This window comes from Geoglobus sp., assembly GCF_054018175.1.
Window position 1 is genome coordinate 1 of record NZ_JBPLZQ010000098.1, and the last position, 16,192, is coordinate 16,192.

At 53.1% G+C, this 16,192-nt stretch carries 17 protein-coding genes and 1 tRNA gene; 13 read left to right on the forward strand and 5 right to left on the reverse strand.

Features of this window, described 5'->3' with window-relative positions; genetic code table 11:
* From ACXJJC_RS07640 to ACXJJC_RS07655, 4 genes are all read right to left on the reverse strand, one after another.
* Positions 1-686: hypothetical protein (locus tag ACXJJC_RS07640; RefSeq protein ID WP_456370710.1), on the reverse strand; the 686-nt coding region annotated here is incomplete at its 3' end.
* On the reverse strand, positions 683-3,178 hold the full coding sequence (locus ACXJJC_RS07645; protein WP_456370711.1) for a transglutaminase domain-containing protein: 2,496 nt from the start codon (positions 3,176-3,178) through the stop codon (positions 683-685). The genes ACXJJC_RS07640 and ACXJJC_RS07645, both read right to left, overlap by 4 nt.
* Positions 3,175-3,765, reverse strand: coding sequence for a hypothetical protein (locus tag ACXJJC_RS07650; protein ID WP_456370713.1), 591 nt, complete (start codon positions 3,763-3,765; stop codon positions 3,175-3,177). Before ACXJJC_RS07650 ends, ACXJJC_RS07645 begins: the two co-directional genes overlap by 4 nt.
* On the reverse strand, positions 3,762-4,913 hold the full coding sequence (locus ACXJJC_RS07655) for a DUF58 domain-containing protein (protein WP_456370715.1): 1,152 nt from the start codon (positions 4,911-4,913) through the stop codon (positions 3,762-3,764). Before ACXJJC_RS07655 ends, ACXJJC_RS07650 begins: the two co-directional genes overlap by 4 nt.
* Positions 4,914-4,998: 85 nt before the next feature.
* Here ACXJJC_RS07655 and ACXJJC_RS07660 point away from each other — a divergent pair, with 85 nt between their 5' ends.
* Genes ACXJJC_RS07660 through ACXJJC_RS07700 form a run of 9 tightly spaced genes read left to right on the forward strand, consistent with a single transcriptional unit; the run spans position 4,999 to position 12,105 of the window.
* On the forward strand, positions 4,999-5,577 hold the full coding sequence (locus ACXJJC_RS07660; protein ID WP_456370717.1) for a thioredoxin fold domain-containing protein: 579 nt from the start codon (positions 4,999-5,001) through the stop codon (positions 5,575-5,577).
* A gap of 33 nt (positions 5,578-5,610) precedes the next feature.
* Complete coding sequence (locus tag ACXJJC_RS07665) at positions 5,611-6,906, forward strand: phospholipase D family protein (protein WP_456370718.1); 1,296 nt, start codon at positions 5,611-5,613, stop codon at positions 6,904-6,906.
* Positions 6,903-7,850, forward strand: a complete 948-nt coding sequence (locus tag ACXJJC_RS07670; RefSeq protein ID WP_456370720.1) for a methionine synthase — start codon at positions 6,903-6,905, stop codon at positions 7,848-7,850. The genes ACXJJC_RS07665 and ACXJJC_RS07670 overlap by 4 nt, the downstream gene beginning before the upstream one ends.
* The gene (locus ACXJJC_RS07675) at positions 7,847-8,473 is read left to right on the forward strand and encodes a MarC family protein (RefSeq protein WP_456370722.1); all 627 of its coding nucleotides are present in this window, start codon (positions 7,847-7,849) and stop codon (positions 8,471-8,473) included. The genes ACXJJC_RS07670 and ACXJJC_RS07675 overlap by 4 nt, the downstream gene beginning before the upstream one ends.
* The gene (locus ACXJJC_RS07680; protein ID WP_456370723.1) at positions 8,470-9,210 is read left to right on the forward strand and encodes a methanogenesis marker protein Mmp4/MtxX; all 741 of its coding nucleotides are present in this window, start codon (positions 8,470-8,472) and stop codon (positions 9,208-9,210) included. The genes ACXJJC_RS07675 and ACXJJC_RS07680 overlap by 4 nt, the downstream gene beginning before the upstream one ends.
* On the forward strand, positions 9,207-9,650 hold the full coding sequence (locus tag ACXJJC_RS07685; protein WP_456370724.1) for an NUDIX hydrolase: 444 nt from the start codon (positions 9,207-9,209) through the stop codon (positions 9,648-9,650). The genes ACXJJC_RS07680 and ACXJJC_RS07685 overlap by 4 nt, the downstream gene beginning before the upstream one ends.
* A gap of 31 nt (positions 9,651-9,681) precedes the next feature.
* Positions 9,682-10,365: a 23S rRNA (guanosine(2251)-2'-O)-methyltransferase RlmB gene (gene rlmB, locus ACXJJC_RS07690; RefSeq protein WP_456370726.1), complete on the forward strand. Its 684-nt coding sequence runs from the start codon at positions 9,682-9,684 to the stop codon at positions 10,363-10,365.
* On the forward strand, positions 10,362-10,784 hold the full coding sequence (locus tag ACXJJC_RS07695) for an EamA family transporter (RefSeq protein WP_456370728.1): 423 nt from the start codon (positions 10,362-10,364) through the stop codon (positions 10,782-10,784). Before rlmB ends, ACXJJC_RS07695 begins: the two co-directional genes overlap by 4 nt.
* A gap of 4 nt (positions 10,785-10,788) precedes the next feature.
* Positions 10,789-12,105, forward strand: a complete 1,317-nt coding sequence (locus ACXJJC_RS07700) for an AIR synthase-related protein (protein WP_456370730.1) — start codon at positions 10,789-10,791, stop codon at positions 12,103-12,105.
* On the opposite strand, the gene ACXJJC_RS07705 is transcribed toward ACXJJC_RS07700, so the two are convergent.
* Positions 12,079-12,366, reverse strand: coding sequence for a MazG nucleotide pyrophosphohydrolase domain-containing protein (locus ACXJJC_RS07705; protein ID WP_456370732.1), 288 nt, complete (start codon positions 12,364-12,366; stop codon positions 12,079-12,081). The genes ACXJJC_RS07700 and ACXJJC_RS07705 overlap by 27 nt on opposite strands.
* A 50-nt stretch (positions 12,367-12,416) precedes the next feature.
* Here ACXJJC_RS07705 and ACXJJC_RS07710 point away from each other — a divergent pair, with 50 nt between their 5' ends.
* From ACXJJC_RS07710 to ACXJJC_RS07725, 4 genes are all read left to right on the forward strand, one after another.
* Entirely contained in the window at positions 12,417-13,079 is a 663-nt protein-coding gene (locus ACXJJC_RS07710; RefSeq protein ID WP_456370733.1) for a TIGR00266 family protein, read from the forward strand.
* A gap of 167 nt (positions 13,080-13,246) precedes the next feature.
* Complete coding sequence (locus ACXJJC_RS07715; protein WP_456370734.1) at positions 13,247-14,503, forward strand: CaiB/BaiF CoA transferase family protein; 1,257 nt, start codon at positions 13,247-13,249, stop codon at positions 14,501-14,503.
* A gap of 10 nt (positions 14,504-14,513) precedes the next feature.
* The gene (locus ACXJJC_RS07720; RefSeq protein ID WP_456370735.1) at positions 14,514-15,833 is read left to right on the forward strand and encodes a CaiB/BaiF CoA transferase family protein; all 1,320 of its coding nucleotides are present in this window, start codon (positions 14,514-14,516) and stop codon (positions 15,831-15,833) included.
* 203 nt (positions 15,834-16,036) lie between these two features.
* Positions 16,037-16,119, forward strand: a tRNA-Ser gene (locus ACXJJC_RS07725).
* Positions 16,120-16,192: the final 73 nt, after the last annotated feature.

Below are 16,192 nucleotides of genomic sequence, written 5' to 3' on the forward strand. Positions count from 1 at the left end.
AGGTACTCCCTCTCAGCCCTCTTCGCCCAGCCCTCGAAGTCGAGAGGTTCGGCCCTGCCTTTTTCACCTGCCTCTTCTTCAATCTCGAGCCTCAGCCTTCCGAGGAAGTAGATCAGCGATCCTGCGACTATCAACCAGTCCACGAGGTTCCTCAGGCCTGGCATCAGCGCACTTCTTAAGGCGGTGTGGTACACCCCGACCACGGCCGCGAGGATTACCAGCACTGCCCTCTCTCCGATCAGGAACTCGAACCTCTCCGAAACTACGGGTAGGGCAGAGGTTATGGTCAAGACGGAGAGCGAGAGAAGGGCAGGGAGCCTGTACGCTGACAGCGGCGTTCCTTCAGGTATGATCAGTACCGAGAGCGTCGCAATTCCGCTACCGATCAGGGCGAGGTGGTGGCGGTGCTTCATGTCCTGGGTGCCCAGAGCGAGAGCGATTCCGGTTGAGAGCGTGTACACGAACAGATCAGCGGAAAGGCCGAGGTATTCGAGTGCAGATTTCATGGTGACTGTAGACATGAGCATGATGGCAGCAGGTTTCAGAATTCTGAGCGGTCCTGTTCTGGACGAAACCTCGTAAAGAGCGTAAGCAGATAAAAAGACTGCGATGGGCATGTAATCTCCGGTGGTGTAGTACCTGAACGCGAGAAACGCCGTCACCGCGATTGCCACAGGCACCTTCACAGCACATCCCTCCGCAACCTGCTGTAAATCTCGAAAGCCGCAACGAAATCCTTCCTTTCATAACCCCGCTTTCCGGCGTACTCGTACAACTCGAAGAGTTTCAGCAGATCGTCACTCCTGACATTGAGCATCTCCATAAGCTCCCTTGCCGTCAGGGAACTGCAGTCAATCCCCCTCGCTCTCATAACGTCCTCCTCGAACATCCTGAAGACCTGTTCGACTGCCTCACCATAGTCATTAACGATCCTGACCGGGATCGACTGCTCCTTTCTGACACTTCCACCGTTAACGGCCTTAACCACGATTTCATACTCTCCCGGCATCTCAAACTTCACCTTCCCGTCAAAAACCTTCCCGTTTGCTGAAACAACATGTGGAAGGCTGCTCCTTACCCTGACCTCTATCTCCTCCCCAACCCTCCATACGTTGGGCATGTCAGGGTACTCCTTCACAACCTCCACGCTGAGCTTTGGCATCCTCACATAAAAAACCACTCCAAGTGCGGCGACTATGGGGATGACGATCAGGAACCAGGGGCGCTCGATTCTGTACGTCACGCTCGAGGGCAGGTGCTCTCCGTCTCCGCGATACTCTATTCTGAACTCACCACCCTCCGCCTTCACCATCGCCACTCCATCTTTCAGTGTGACCGGGACCCCGTTCACGTAAACTACCCCGCTTACCGGATCTCCCAGCGAGTCCGTTACCCCTATTCTGAGCTTATCGCCGTCCTGCCTGACGTCGAAGCTCACCCTGAGCTTTGCCACAGCATGAACCGTCTGCCAGTAGCTGCCTGTGGAGACGTTGATCGCCATCCTGCCGGGGCTTTCTGGAGCGATCTCAAACTCTGCGATGCCGTTTTCAGCCCTAACAGGAGTGCCGTTCACGTAAATTGTCCCGGTGTACGGCTGTCCGTTGAAATAGACCCCGACCCTGACAGTATTGGGCTCTCCGGCAACGAGGGTCGTGTTGTAAAGCACCATTCTGAAGGATCCAGCAACTACCGTCCTTTCAAGAACTCTTTCAGCGTACAGCATCTCCTTTGTGGATGTTATGACGACATGATGCTTCCCGGGAGTGAGCGAGAGAGGTATCGCGAATTTCCCATCCGCGTCGGTTATCAGGGAGATTTTTCTCCCATCCACCTCGACGATAACCGTTTTGTTTGCAATGCCCGCTCCACCGTCGTCCAGAACTGAACCTCTCAGAGTGAAGTTCTCCGGGACGAAATCGGGCAGGTTTACCACTATTACCGGCAGCGTGTAAACCCTGACCTCAGGGTCACTCCACGAGTCACTGTAGAGCAGACTGCCGGTGTAGTGGGCAACAATGCTGTACGTCCCACTCTCGCTGACCCTTGCACTGATTCTGAAGTATCCGTCGCTTATTCTCGCTATACCGAGAAGCACACCGTCATCCGAGCTCTTGTTCTTTTTCAGGTAAACCTCAACGAACCCATCCTCCACACGGCGTCCGTCCTTCAGAGTAACTCTCCCGGCCACGCTCACGTTCTCGCCCTTCACGATTTCAGCGTCCCATTCGGTTATCTCCGTAACCGTCGGAATTTTGCTCCTCGCCGGTGGTGTCGGGTCAAATTCCACCCACCTACCTTCAACCATCGCCTCGACCCACATGTGAGACTGACAGGAGTATACGACCTGGGATGATGAAGTTGGCTTAGCAAGATAGCCGAAAACTGCTCTGACAGGTATGTCCAGACTCGTGGCGAGGGCCATGAATGCCGACGCGAAGTGTGTGCACACTCCCTTTCTTTCGACGAACAGGAAGTCGTAGATCGGGTCTGCAGAGCGGTTGTAGTCCGGTGAGTACCGGTAGTGACTCTGAAGGTACCTCTCGATCATCTTCAGCCTTTCGTAGTCACTTGTGGCGTTTTCAGTTATCTTTCTCGCCAGCTTCCTGATTTCCTCCATTTTCCACTCCTCGATGTCAATGGATGCAAGCTTCACCGCTCCGGCTTTGCCTGAGGTGTCAGAGGTGCTGACATAGACCCCGTAGTAACTCTCTCCGACACCTTCCGCGCTGAAGAGGCCAGCGGAAGAGTTGTAACCTGCGGGGATGGACACAGCGACGGTGTCCTTCACAACCGGGATGTTTCCGTCAAGCTCGACGATGGGAGTTACCGAGAACACCTTTCCGTAGGTGACGCCCATGGGGTCGCTGTATTCCAGGACGTCCAGCACCCACTTTCCGTCTCTGTACTCCGAGGAAATGCCGGTCCTGAGTCTGTAATGCTCCTCGTCAAGGCCGGAAACAACGAATAACGGCACACACGGAGGGTTGGAGTTGCTGGCCAGGCTCACCTCCTCCATGGAAATGCTGACGTTCCTGTATTCGGTGTCGTACTCCTTCTGGAATACGCCCTCCCCAATGAGCCCCTCAAATCCGGTGTTGCTGAAGTCTACGTGGCTCAGAAATGACGAAAGAAGGATGATGGATGCAATTGCAGCTGCAGCAGCGATCTCTTTTCTCATCTCGACCACCACATTACCGAGATGGCCACTACGAGCAGAAGCGCTCCGGCAATACCGTAGAGGTAATCCCCGGGAAGGCTCAGATCTGCCCAGTCTGCCGGGAGAGTGTACAGCGCGGAGAGCACCGCCACGAGAGCCAGCATCGTTGGATGGAGAGAGAAAGCGTATCCCTCGCTGCGGAGTTTTTTGCCATACTCCTCGATTCTCTCCAAGTACGAAGAGACGATGTAGAGGGAGGATATCAGAAAGAGCTGGAGATACACATCCCTCAGATGAAAGATGTCGAGCAGGGTTCTCGAGAGGTCTTTAAAGCCCAAGTAATACAGGGAATCCACCACCCCCTCGAAGACCTCCGAATCCGGCAGCATGGGTGTAAGGGCGATCAGAATCAGCAGGGCAAGATAGCTTGTACCGAAAACCTTCCTGCCGAGCAGAAAGGAGATCAATGGTATGGCTACGACGACGTAAACGAGTTCCTGTGGGATCAGCATGGCGAGGATCCTGAACAGGCCTGTGGAGGTGGCTGTCTGAACTGCGATGACGCCAGCGACTGCCGAAAGCACGAGAGATGTGATCCGATAGCTCATGCTCTCACCGCAATGATATCCCGTACCACCTCTGCCCCACCACTTAGCCTGTTCCTGAGCGCAACCTTCTTCACAGCCCTCGCGAGCCAGTGCGAGTACTCTCTGTCCTCCACCACCATCTGCTTCACGGGAATCCCCGATTTCATGAGCTCCGAAACGACCCTGCCGTCGTCGTGAATCGACGTTATGTAGATGACATAAGGCATGTGGTACATCATCATCTTCTTGGTTTCCATTATTGAGTCAAGCGGAGCGCTTTTGCCTTTTTCTGCGACTGTAAGCTCTCTGACGATTCTGTAAAACTGCCTTCTTCCGACATCCGGGTAAATCGTAGTCTTATCCCCAGTCAGCGTGAGCGCAACCTTGTGACCCCTCCTCACAAAGTAATGACACAGGGACGCTGCAGCAGAGAGGGCGTTTTCGAGGTATTCCCTCTCGAAGAACTCATGAGCCGAGGTGTTCACGACGAACCACACCGTCCTTTTTCCCTCCACCTCGAATTCGTTGACCAGCACCTCCCCCTTTCTTGCACTCGCCTTCCAGTTTATGAACTTGATCGGGTCACCCGGCCTGTAAGACCTTATCTCCCTGAAGTCAGTCCCGGGAACGCCTATCTTGGACACGTCAACATCTGGAAGGGGGGTTTTAGCAAAAACCCTCTTAGTTTTGACCTTTCTGACCTTTCGCACCCTGACCTTAACCTCGCAGGAAAGGCCCAGATCGAGATCCCATTCGACTGCCTTGAGCAGAAAAACGTCTTCAGACGTGCAGGATATTCTGCCGAAGTTTACCTTACCCCTTTTCACTGCCTTTCCCCTGAACCAACTCCTGAACGTCCTGACTCCCGGAACGAACCCTCCGGCAGTCTGGCTGCCTTGGGTAATGTCCACCAGCCCGTCAACCTCGCACTTCAGTTTCAGGTAACCAAATCCGTACGCGATGAACTCGGCAGCAATCGTGACATCGTCGCCAACATATATCGGCCTTCTGAAGTCTGACGCTCTCACCCTCACGGACATCCTGGCCGGAAACAGGTACAGTATGAGAGGTATCACGGAAAGCACCAGCAGTTTCTCGACTACAAGTGCAACTGCGATCGAAGTGATCACGATGACGTAACCGATCAGATCTCTTTCAATTCTTTTCATTCCGATTGCAAGCTGGACATGAAAGAAAAAAAATTTTCCGATAGAACACGATACATTTTTAATTTCACCCGACATAAGTTCCCGTGTGAAGCGACTCGTGCTCCTGCTGGGGATAATCTCCGTGATCGCAATCTCGGGCTGCATCAACGCGGAGAATGGAGATGTTAAACCAACTGCCCAGCCTGATAAAACGGTTGAAGGCAACTCCACCATTAAAACTCCCGAAGGTGTTGAAAGAACACATGAAACCGCCGAGCCGGTTGTGTACTACTTTTACCACCCGAGGTGTCCGAACTGCCAGGCGGTGGAGCCCCTCATAGACTACCTCGCGAACAACACCAGCATTGAATTCGATATATGCAATGTTCAGTTCTTTGCCAACTGTACAAACGAGAGCAAGGCACTGGCACTGGCGGTAAAGGAAAAAACTGGATTCTTCGGGACTCCAACTGCGGTCGTGAAGACTGGCGAGAACTACACGGTGTTCATTGGAAAATTCGAAATAATGGAAATGGTGAGGTTCCTCGGAAATTACTCGAGTCTTCCCGAGGTGAAACTCAACGACACGAGCTACACCGTGAGTGAGTGCATAGAGTGCCACGAGAAGAGAGGACTCGATCCTCCGTCGACATACACCTGCAGTTATTGCTGCCACGGGATATAAACATTTAAAAACCACATCCTCGACTTCAGAACTGTGCGACTGATTGCGAGTGGAATCACACTGTTAGCTGCGCTGCTGTTGTTCATCGGAACGGCAAACGCGCAGAACATAACGGTCCACGCTGAAGTAGAGTACACCATGAAGTCCCTCGAGAGGATGGACGACACATTTTACCTCCGGTTTAAAAACACAAATGAGGAGAAGATTGAGGTTCTGGACTTTTACCTGATGATACCCAAGACCGGAGACGCGGAAATAACCGAGGTCAAGGACCTCCCGTCCGGCTACGTCAAGGTGTCTGATGTTGTGGGGGAGGACGGGAGAGAGTACACGATGATAAGGGTAACAAAAACTCTCACACCCTTCGAGGAGTACCAGCTCACGATTAAGAGGAGTATAAATCACCCCGTGGAGGATCTCGGCAACGGAGTTCACGCATTCAGGGCATACGAGTTTCCGTCGTATTTCAGGGACTTTGGACTCGACGTCGAGAGGTTCCTGATAGAGCTCAAGTTTCCGGACAGCATATTCAAGAACTACAATATTATGAGCACGTCCTCGAATACGAAGTTCAACTACAAGTCGCTCAACAGGATCGACAGCCTGGAGTGGGACTACGTCAACCCACCCAACCAGATCCACGTTTACGTGTCGTTCTCGGAAGTCCCCAACTTCTTCCTGTTCAACGTAATGGGCGCGGGTCTTACGATCATCGCGTTCTCTGCGCTCTTCATATACTCCACCAGACTGGAGAAAAGGCTGAAAAAGCATGAAGTCGTTAAAAATCCACCGTGGAGTGGAGATCTGCTTGCAAAAATGAAGGAAATGATACAGAGGGCTGAAAAAGAGATACTGATTACCTCTCCTCATATATACTACACCGACTGGCTCACCGCCGAGCTTCAGCCTTTGATGAGCAGGGGAATAAAGTTCAGAATCATCACCTGGCCGAGCTACAGGAGAGATGTTTACAGGAGCGTAGAAGAAGTTCAGGAGGACAAGAAGCAGTACTTCACCCTGAAGAGGTTCCTCGAGATGTTCCCACCGGGAAGCGTGAGACTGAACGACAACATACACGCCAAGATGCTGGTCGTGGACGAGAGAGAGGTCCTCGTTACCACAGCTAACCTATCCCAGACCGGGCTGTACGAGAACTACGAAATTGGAGTCTATGCTGAAAACCCAGAGCTCGCGAAACGTGCCAAAGAGTTTTTCGAGCTCGTGTGGAATTCCGAGGACACGATAGAGCTCAACGAGGATACGCTCGATGCCAAAGTTTCATGGGCTCTGATTATGGATATTAAAAGCAGCAGGGAGGTGGAAAGGTGATATTTGACGATATCGGCAGTTTTCCCCTTCCGCAGGGAATAACGAGGGAATGGGTAAACGAAAACGTGCACACGAAAGAGTACGCAGAGATGGTGAAGAGAGCGTTTCTCATGAAGGTCAACGCGGGAGTTGAGCTGCCGACCTATCCCCAGTTCAGGGACATGAACGAGATGTTTCTCAGCCTGATAAAGAATCCGGAGCTTCAGGAAGACGTTTACGTGATCAAGAGGGAGCACGCCGTGATTCGAGAGGTTGAGGCCCTGCTCGAAATGGATGTTTCTGCAATGAGGGTCTGCATAACCGGGCCATTTGAGCTGTACTACAGGGAATTCGGACCCGTGATCTACGACGACGCTCTTGAGAGAATAGGCGAGTCAGTATCGAGGTTCGTGGAAAATCTTGATGACAGCGTGGTTAAGTGCATAAGCCTCGATGAACCGAGTCTCGGAACAAATCCCGAGCTGCAGCCAACCAGGGATCAGATACAGCTCGCATACGAGAAGATCGATTTCAGCGGAGACGTTCAGATACACCTCCACTCTCCTCTGTTCTACACGGAGATACTCGATGTGGAGAGCATCAATGTTGTGGGAATCGAGTCGGCAAGAGACGAGAAGGTCATGGACTTCGTGGACAGAGAGGACCTCGAGAGCCACGAGAAGTTCCTGCGAGTCGGGATTGGCAGGAGCGACATAGACGGCATAATCGCCGAGTACAACTCGAAGCACGGCGTTAACGTGTGGGGTGACCACGAAGGAGTGATGAGGGCAATAGACGAGATAGAATCTCCATCCAGAATAAAATCGAGAATTGAGAAAGCTGTGAAACTTTTTGAGGACAGGCTGAAGTACATAGGTCCAGACTGCGGGCTGTTCAGCTTTCCGTCTCAGGAACATGCCATCAGGCTTCTGGAGAACATTAAAGCGGCGAGGGATAATGTATGAACGATCCCCTCAGCTTTTTTTTCACCGCATTTACGACGCTCTTCATAATAGTTGACCCTCCGGGAAACATACCCACTTTCATAGCACTGACTGAGAGTCTCAGCAAAGAGCTGATAGACCGGATATCCAAAAAAGCAACTGCAATCGCCACCATCATCCTTCTCGTATTCGTTTTCGCTGGATGGGCCGTGATGGAGTTCTTCTCAATCTCAATAGAGGCCCTGAAGATCGCGGGCGGGCTGATGATGTTCATAATCTCCATAGACATCCTCTTCGGCAGGAAGTCGAGGGAATACTACGAAGAGAAGGGCAAGATGAGTGCAGAAATAGACTCAATAGCAGTGTTTCCCCTTGCACTACCCCTGTACAGTGGCCCCGGAGCAATTACCGCTGTTGTCGTGCTCTCATCGAGCGCCGACCTCGTTGGAAAGCTTCTGATCGTTATCGCAGTGCTGCTCGTTTATGCGATAGTGCGGCTCACCCACATCTACGCGGTGACGCTCATGAGGGTTCTCGGCAAGAGCGGTTCAGACATAATTGCGAGGGTCATGGCCATTCTGCTCGCGGCCATCAGCGTGGAGTATGTGATGGACGGCATACTGTCGAAGGTGGGTCTGGCGTGATCTACCTGAACGACATCATCAGGAGCAAACTCAGGAGGAAGAGGGTTGCGATAGGACTCTACAGGTTTGACGAAACGAGCGAGGAGAGGGTAAAGCGTGCCGCAAAAATCGCGGAGGAATTTGCAGATGTCGTTGTTGTGGACGAGGGCGAAAACACGGAAAAGGAGCTGCTCGGAATCGTAAAAGAAGGCGAGGTCGACGCAGTCGTTAGAGGTACGGGGAGGGCGTCAAAGTTACTCGAAATCGTGAGAAGGGAGTACGAGCCATCAAGAATTGCAGTCCTGGAAACGGCCAGAGGCAAACTGTTCCTGCTCGCCCCCGTGGGTGTTGACGAGGGCTGGAGTGTCGAGGAGAAGCTAAGGATTGTAGCACACGCCAGGGCCCTCGCAAAGACCCTCGGAATGGGTGGCAGCGTGGCAATCCTCGCAGGTGGAAGGTACGGTGACGTGGGAAGAAGTCCGCTGATTGATGAGAGCCTTGCACTCGCGGAACTGACCGCAAAGCTGTCTGGAGGGGAGAATTTCGAAATCAGAATAGAGGACGCTGTTGAGAGGGATATTGTAATAGCTCCCGACGGAATAAGCGGAAATCTGATATTCAGGAGCATGTGCTACCTCGGGGCAGGTAGGGAATACGGAGCGGTCTACTGTGGACTTCCTTACAAAGTGGTCGACACGAGCCGGAGCCAGAGTGTGGAAGGATTTGTTAGGGCAATCGCCCTCGCGACGGTGATATGATGAGGAGGTACCCGGAAAAACCCCTTGTGGGAGTTGGAGCCGTGGTGGTCAGGGACGGAAAGATTCTGCTTGTCAAGAGGGCCAACGAGCCGAACAGGGGGAAGTGGTCCGTCCCTGGGGGCCTCGTCAGGACTGGCGAGACACTCGAGGATGCGCTTAAAAGGGAGATCCTTGAGGAGCTCGGTGTGGAGGTCGTGGTTAAGGACGTGGCCTGCGTTACTGACGAGATATTCTACGACGAGAACAGAAACGTGGAGTACCACTACATCGTCATAGATTTTTTTGCCGAAATTAACGGGACCCCGAGGGCATCGAGCGATGCAGCGGATGTGGCCTGGATAGATCTCGAGAAGGTTGGCGAGATAGACGCCGTGGACTTCGTTCTCAAGCTCGTCGACAACATAACGAGGAGATCTGGCAGGATATACATCAGGGAGTAGCCATATATATCCGCTGGAGTAAAAACACTTCATGCGAGTGTCAGGGGTGAACAGCGTATCAGAAGCGCTGAGAGCCGGGAAGGTCAACAGGATTTACTACGACGTCTCCCACAAGTCGAAGAGGATCGAGGACATACTGAGGCAGGCCAAGAAGCTCGGCATTCCCGCAGTCGGTCTGAAAAGACTTGAGTCGAGAATAGAAGCAGATATCTCGCCTGTGAAGTACAAGGATCTGGACTATGTTGCAGAAAAAGCGCTCAGGAGTGGTGGCTTCCTGCTCCTGCTCGACTCGGTCCAGGACCCCCAGAATCTCGGGTCGGTTATAAGGAACGCCGTTTTCTTTGGGTGCTCAGGGATAGTTATACCTAAGAGGCGAAGTGCACAGGTAAACGAGACCGTGGTGAAGGTGTCTGCAGGTACCGCCCTTCATGCAGACATCGCGAGAGTCTCAAACCTCGCGAACACTGTCAAAAGTTTGAAAAAGCTGGGATTCCACGTCATAGGGGCCGAACTCGGTGGAAAGGACATGGGCAGTGCATTCATGGATCCACCGCTCGCCATAGTTATTGGAGGTGAGGACGAGGGGATATCGAGACCGGTCAGAAAGCAGTGCGACGAGATCGTGAGCATCCCGTCGTACGGGAGGGCTGAGAGTCTCAACCTCTCGTGCGCTTCGGCGATATTCATGTACGAGTTCAGGAGGAGATTGTCGTGAACGGGGTTGTTCTTGCCATACTGTCAGCACTCATGTGGGGTTTTGTTCCGGTTCTGGATAAAACCGCCCTTGCGAGTGGAATATCCATATACACCGCGATACTCGTGAGGAGCGTTGGTGCGATCCTCGTTATGGCCATCGTTGTTCTGCTGACAGGGGGTCTCAAGCCCCAGGACTTCAGTCCGAGGAGCGTTACCATGCTGATGGCTGCAGGAGCGATAGCAGGCGGAATCGCCATGGTCGTCTACTTCATGGCTCTGCAGAAAATCGGTGCAGCAAAAACCGTGCCGATTACCTCAATATACCCGCTGTTCACAATAGTGTTCTCCGCCGTGCTGCTGAGGGAGAACTTCGACTACACGAACGTGTTCGTAGGAACGCTGCTGATCGTCGCAGGCCTGATCGTCCTGCAGAGGTGATTGGATGGACCTGGAAGGCTACGCAAGAAGGCACATGGGTGACGAACGTCTCGTCGAGCGGCTTGCAGAGAGAATAATGGAGTTCAAGGATGTGGACGAGAACTACGCGAGAAAACTCGCGGAGGCTGTAGTAGAGGAGGTGAAGAACGCCTACTCAAAAACGAGCTACCTCCTCGACTACCACAGAACTGGAGTCACGATGGGGAAGTTCGGAGTTGGAAGCAGGGGACTCGGTGATTTCTACGTGCACTCGAAGATCGCCGAAATGTGCGGTGATGCGGTGGTTAGCTCGAAAGACCTGGACGATGCCGGAGTGGTGAAGGCCGGGGACCACTACATATCCGTCGCGATCGACGGAATCCACTCGAGGCTGAGCGAATTTCCGTTCATAGCGGGCTTTCACGTCACAAGGGCAGCGATGAGGGACGTCCTCGTTATGGGGTCCGAGCCGGTTGCTCTCTTCTCCGACATACACATTGCCGACGATGGGGACGTTTCCAAGATATTCGACCACCTCGCCGGGATTACTGCGGTCAGCGAGCTCACAGGCGTTCCACTCGTTGCAGGCAGCACTCTCAGGATAGGTGGGGACATGGTCATAGGAGAGAGAATGACCGGAGCAGTGGGATGTGTGGGCGTTTCTAAGTACATAACACCCAGGAGGAACGCAGAGCGGGGAGACGTCATCATCCTGACCGAGGGTGCTGGTGGAGGTACTGTTGCCACGGCTGCGATATACTACGGAATGCACGAGGTCGTCGAGGAGACCGTGAACCTGGACTTCATATTCGCGGCGAGGTCCCTGATATCCTCAGACCTCGTCAGAAAGATTCACGCAATGTCAGACGTTACGAACGGCGGAATAAGGGGGGATGCCGAGGAAATATCCAGGGCGTCCGGAACCGCGCTCTACTTCGACGTGGAGAAGATAAGAAAGCTGATCAACGCGAGAGTGCTCAAAATGCTCGAAGAGCTCGAAATAGATTTCATGGGTGTATCGATAGACTCCCTCATGGTCATATGCCCGGAAGAATACGCCAGTGAGATCGTGGAGACGATCAGGGGGGCAGGTGTGAATGCCGACGTGGTCGGGTGGGTGGAAAGTGGAAGCGGTGCGTACTCTGTGGAGAATGGTAAAGCCGTGCCCCTCAGGCCGAGGTTCAGGGAGTCCGCGTACACACCGATAAAAAAGCTCGTTGGAGAGGAAAAGCCGGAGAACTTCGACGAAATGAGGGAAAGGATCGACGAGGCATTCCAGAAGGCGATCGAGAAAAAAAAGACTGTGGTGGACAGGCTAAAAAGGAAGGTCCCATCCCGATGACGGATCTCCGTCGAGGTACTTCCCCACCAGCGTTTTCTCGACGTCAATCCCGTAGTAGTTGGCGATGCTCAGGATAACGAAAAGACAGTCTGCGAGTTCTTCCTGGATATCGTCGGTGCTATTTTTTCTCACAGCTTCCGCAAGCTCGCCAGCCTCTTCAAAGAATACGGCGAGCAGGAAAAGCGAGCCAGATCGTCTGTCGAGGTCCCCGTACTTTTCCCGAATCCTATTCATCAGATCTCTCAGCCTCATCGACTCCATGCACTGAGTTACCACGAGAGGTTAAAATACTTCCACCGCGGAGAGGTATCATGAAGCACGAAATTCTGTCCAGGCCGAGCTACGCTCTGCTCAGGCTCGTGATGGATGAAGGTGAAGAGGTCATTGCTGAAACGGGAGCGATGGTTTTCATGGATGGGGTTAAGCTGAAGACAGAAGTGAAGGGCGGACTTTTCGGAGGGATCAGGAGGATAATTGGTGGCGAGTCGTTTTTCGTGAATCGCTTCGTCGCCGAAAAAAACGGTGCCGTTCTCGGACTGGCACCACCGTACCAGGGAGACATAACCCGGGTTGAGGTCAGAGGAACACTTTACGCCCAGAGCGGGGCGTTTCTTGCAGGATCACCCGAGCTGAACATCGAAAGCAAGTGGGGTGGAGCGAGATCATTCTTTGCCGGTGAAGGACTGATCCTCCTCAAAATTGCTGGGAGCGGTGACGTTTTTCTGTCGTCATTCGGCGGAATTGAGGAAGTAATGGTGAATGGAGAGCTGTTGGTGGACACCGGACACATAGTTGCATTCGAAGAGGGGCTGGACTTCACGATTTCCAAGGCAGGTGGGCTGAAGGCAACGCTGCTCAGTGGCGAGGGTCTCGTGGCGAAGTTCAGGGGCAGCGGGAAGGTGTGGATCCAGACGAGGTCAGTTTCGGACTACATCGGCTGGCTGTCATCCCTGATTCCATCTGCAGGAGACTGATAACACGTTTTTTCCATTTTTGCACCCACTATTTCTACGGAAAAACTACCCAGGCATGTCTCGAAATTGAAAGGGTGAACGCGGTGCCAATGAAACCTCCCGATGTCTTGCAGCACCTCGTAAGGTGTTCGAAAATGTTAAGTCAGCTGATTTTCAAATAATTAAACATGAGGAAAAGTGCTCTTGAAGGGGTTAGAGTGCTGGACATAACCAGGATAATCTACGGACCGTGGGCAGCCACGATACTTGCACAGCTCGGTGCCGAGGTCATACACGTGGAACTGCCGGGCAGTGGGGACACACTCGTGAGACTCGTCTCCCCGGGAGGCGTCTTTCCCAGAAACATCTCTCCCGGGATGATGTGCTGCAACGCCAACAAATACTTCATTGCTGTCGACCTGAGGAAGGAGGAGGGAAGGGAACTTATCCGACAGCTTGCGGCCAGCAGCGATGTGTTAATGGAGAACTTCAAACCCGGGACATTTGACAGATGGGGTATCGGTTACAGACAGCTCAGAGAAGTAAATCCCGGACTCATCTACGTCAGCATGCAGGGATTCGGAAACTGGGGAGAGCTGTGGGAACGACCGAGCTACGACGCGTATGCTCAGGGGATCACAGGTCTTGCGGAGATAACCGGATTCGATGACGCAATACCCGTGAAGTCTCAGGCCTGGATAGGTGACTTCCTGAGCGGAACCATAGCGGCATTTGCAACACTCGTTGCCCTGTTCTGGAGAAACAGAAGTGGAAAAGGCCAGTTCATTGACATGAGTCAGGCAGAGGTTCTTTTGAGGGTGATGGACTGGACTTGGGCGTACATGGGCATAACCAAAAACAACAGAAGGAGGTACGGAAACAGGGATCCTGCAGTCGTTCCGTCCTGCATAGTCAAGTGTGAGGACGGTTTTGTGGCAATTGCAGCATTCAGGGAGGACGAGTACACAGCACTGTGCAGAACAATGGGAAGGGAGGACCTCCTCGAGTTCTCAGAGTACGAAGCGAGAATCGAGAACTCCGAGAGAATATATGACGCCATTGAGAAATGGGCAGCTGGCATGAAGGTCCAGGAAATCATCAGAGCGGGAATGGAAAACGGCTTTGCTGCTGCAGAGGTGATGAACTCTGCAAGAATACACTCGGACGAGCATTTCAACGAGAGGAGGGCCGTCTGGAAGTACTTCGACCCGATATACGAGGACCTGTGCTACCCGTTCGCACTCCACCTCAGCAAGACTCCCGGGAGCATAAGGTGGAGCATGAGGCCGGTGGGCTTTGACAACGAGCACGTCTTCAGAAGGATCCTTGGAATTTCAGAGGACGAGCTGGAGGAGCTTTACAGGAAGGGCGTCGTGGGTAAGTGGGACTCGAGCATTCCCACAACGGCTCCTCCAGGCGGAAAGGAGGAGAAGACCCTGTACTGAGGTGACAGGAATGGCGGAAGAGAAGGTGTGGACGGACTTTGCGAGAGAACTGACGGATCCGAAAAGGTCGGTTAAAAAACCCGAAGCTCTTGAGGGTGTCAGAGTGCTGGACCTCAGTTACGGCAGCTTTGCGGGACTGTTCGCATCCTCGCTGCTATCTGAATTTGGCGCTGAGGTGATAAGGGTTGAACCGCCGGGCGGAGATGTGTCGAGAAAAATGACTCCGGAAAACCTGAGGATCTCTGGAACGGGAATACCGTACATAGTGGAGGGAAGAAACAAGTATCACATCACCCTGAACATCGAGAGCGAGAAGGGAAGGGAGATCCTGAGGAGGCTCGTGGAGAAAAGTGACGTGCTGATAGAGACGTTCCCTCCCGGATACATGGACGGGCTCGACATGGGCTATGAGCAGCTGAGTAAGTTGAATTCCGGTCTGATCTACTGCGCCATTCACACTCACGGACACAGGGGAAAATTGTCCGAAGTCGCCGGATCTGCCGGATTTGGCGACTACGATGTTATAGCCCAGGCCATGAGCGGCTTTGCATACACGACGGGAATACCGGAAGAGTACGACGAATTTCCAGATCACACGAGAGTTCCGACGAAGATGGGCAACTGGATGGGGTGGTATGCAGGAGGGGCGTTTGCCGCTGTTTCGATAATGGCTGCCCTTGTTTTCAGAGACCTCAGCGGTGAGGGACAGTTCATAGACATAAGTCCGGCTGAAGCGCTGATGTGTCTCAACAACTATGCGCTCCAGTTCTACCACCTGACAGGCAGGGTAATAGAGAGGAGTGGCAACTTCGAGCCGGCTGCATTCGCGTACAACTACTTCAGGGCGAAGGACGGAATGGTGTTCATAGCGGGCTACACCGACCCCAACTGGAGAGCCCTGTGCAGGATAATCGGGAGGGAGGATCTGGTCGAGAAGTACCCCACGATAAAAGACAGAACGAATCCTGAAAACTGGATTCCGATGACAAGAGAGATCGAGAAGTTCACAATGCGACACACGAGAGATGAGATTCTGAATATCTGGCTCTCGTACCGTGGAGAGGGTGTTACTGTGGCGGGAGAAGTTCTGAAGCCGATTGAAACTCTCAGCTTTGGCCACTGGTTCGAGAGGGGGGCGCTGGTCAGGTTCATGGACAGGGATTACGGAGAGCTCCTCGTCCAGGGGACTCCTGCCAAAATGAGCGAAACTCCCCCAAGGCTAAAGTGGCTCTGCAGACCGGTAGGTGCTGACAACAGCTACATCTACGGCAAACTGCTTGACATCGACGAAAAGGAACTTGAAGATCTCCGGAAAGAAGGGGTTGTTTAGCTACCTTGGTGATGTCAGGAATGCGCGTCCTGATGCAAATACTGGCACGACTTTACGTCGTGCCTGCATTTCTGATTTCTAACTGCCATGAGCGCCTGCACCAAAACTTTCATAAACACACGCCCGGACGGAATACGTGAAGCGGATGTGTGGTCCGGACACAGGGGCCGGACGCAATGCCGAGCTGATTCTGAGGCACATGTGCCGGGGTTGCAGAGAGGCACTGCGCCGGCCTTGAGAGCCGGTGCCCGCTTCGGGCTCCTGGGTTCAAGTCCCAGCCCCGGCGTGGTTCAACCTCATTACTGCCTCCGTTTCTGAGTGCATCGGTCTTTCGTGGCAGTGAACCTGCAGAACCCTTC

Bases quoted from the DNA above. Each gene is read 5' to 3' on its own strand.
- ACXJJC_RS07650 (WP_456370713.1), bottom strand. From the start codon at position 3,765: ATGAGCTATCGGATCACATCTCTCGTGCTTTCGGCAGTCGCTGGCGTC.
- ACXJJC_RS07685 (WP_456370724.1), top strand. From the start codon at position 9,207: ATGATGAGGAGGTACCCGGAAAAACCCCTTGTGGGAGTTGGAGCCGTG.
- ACXJJC_RS07715 (WP_456370734.1), top strand. From the start codon at position 13,247: ATGAGGAAAAGTGCTCTTGAAGGGGTTAGAGTGCTGGACATAACCAGG.
- ACXJJC_RS07705 (WP_456370732.1), bottom strand. From the start codon at position 12,366: ATGGAGTCGATGAGGCTGAGAGATCTGATGAATAGGATTCGGGAAAAG.
- ACXJJC_RS07655 (WP_456370715.1), bottom strand. From the start codon at position 4,913: ATGAAAAGAATTGAAAGAGATCTGATCGGTTACGTCATCGTGATCACT.
- rlmB (WP_456370726.1), top strand. From the start codon at position 9,682: ATGCGAGTGTCAGGGGTGAACAGCGTATCAGAAGCGCTGAGAGCCGGG.
- ACXJJC_RS07720 (WP_456370735.1), top strand. From the start codon at position 14,514: ATGGCGGAAGAGAAGGTGTGGACGGACTTTGCGAGAGAACTGACGGAT.
- ACXJJC_RS07675 (WP_456370722.1), top strand. From the start codon at position 7,847: ATGAACGATCCCCTCAGCTTTTTTTTCACCGCATTTACGACGCTCTTC.
- ACXJJC_RS07710 (WP_456370733.1), top strand. From the start codon at position 12,417: ATGAAGCACGAAATTCTGTCCAGGCCGAGCTACGCTCTGCTCAGGCTC.
- ACXJJC_RS07700 (WP_456370730.1), top strand. From the start codon at position 10,789: ATGGACCTGGAAGGCTACGCAAGAAGGCACATGGGTGACGAACGTCTC.
- ACXJJC_RS07645 (WP_456370711.1), bottom strand. From the start codon at position 3,178: ATGAGAAAAGAGATCGCTGCTGCAGCTGCAATTGCATCCATCATCCTT.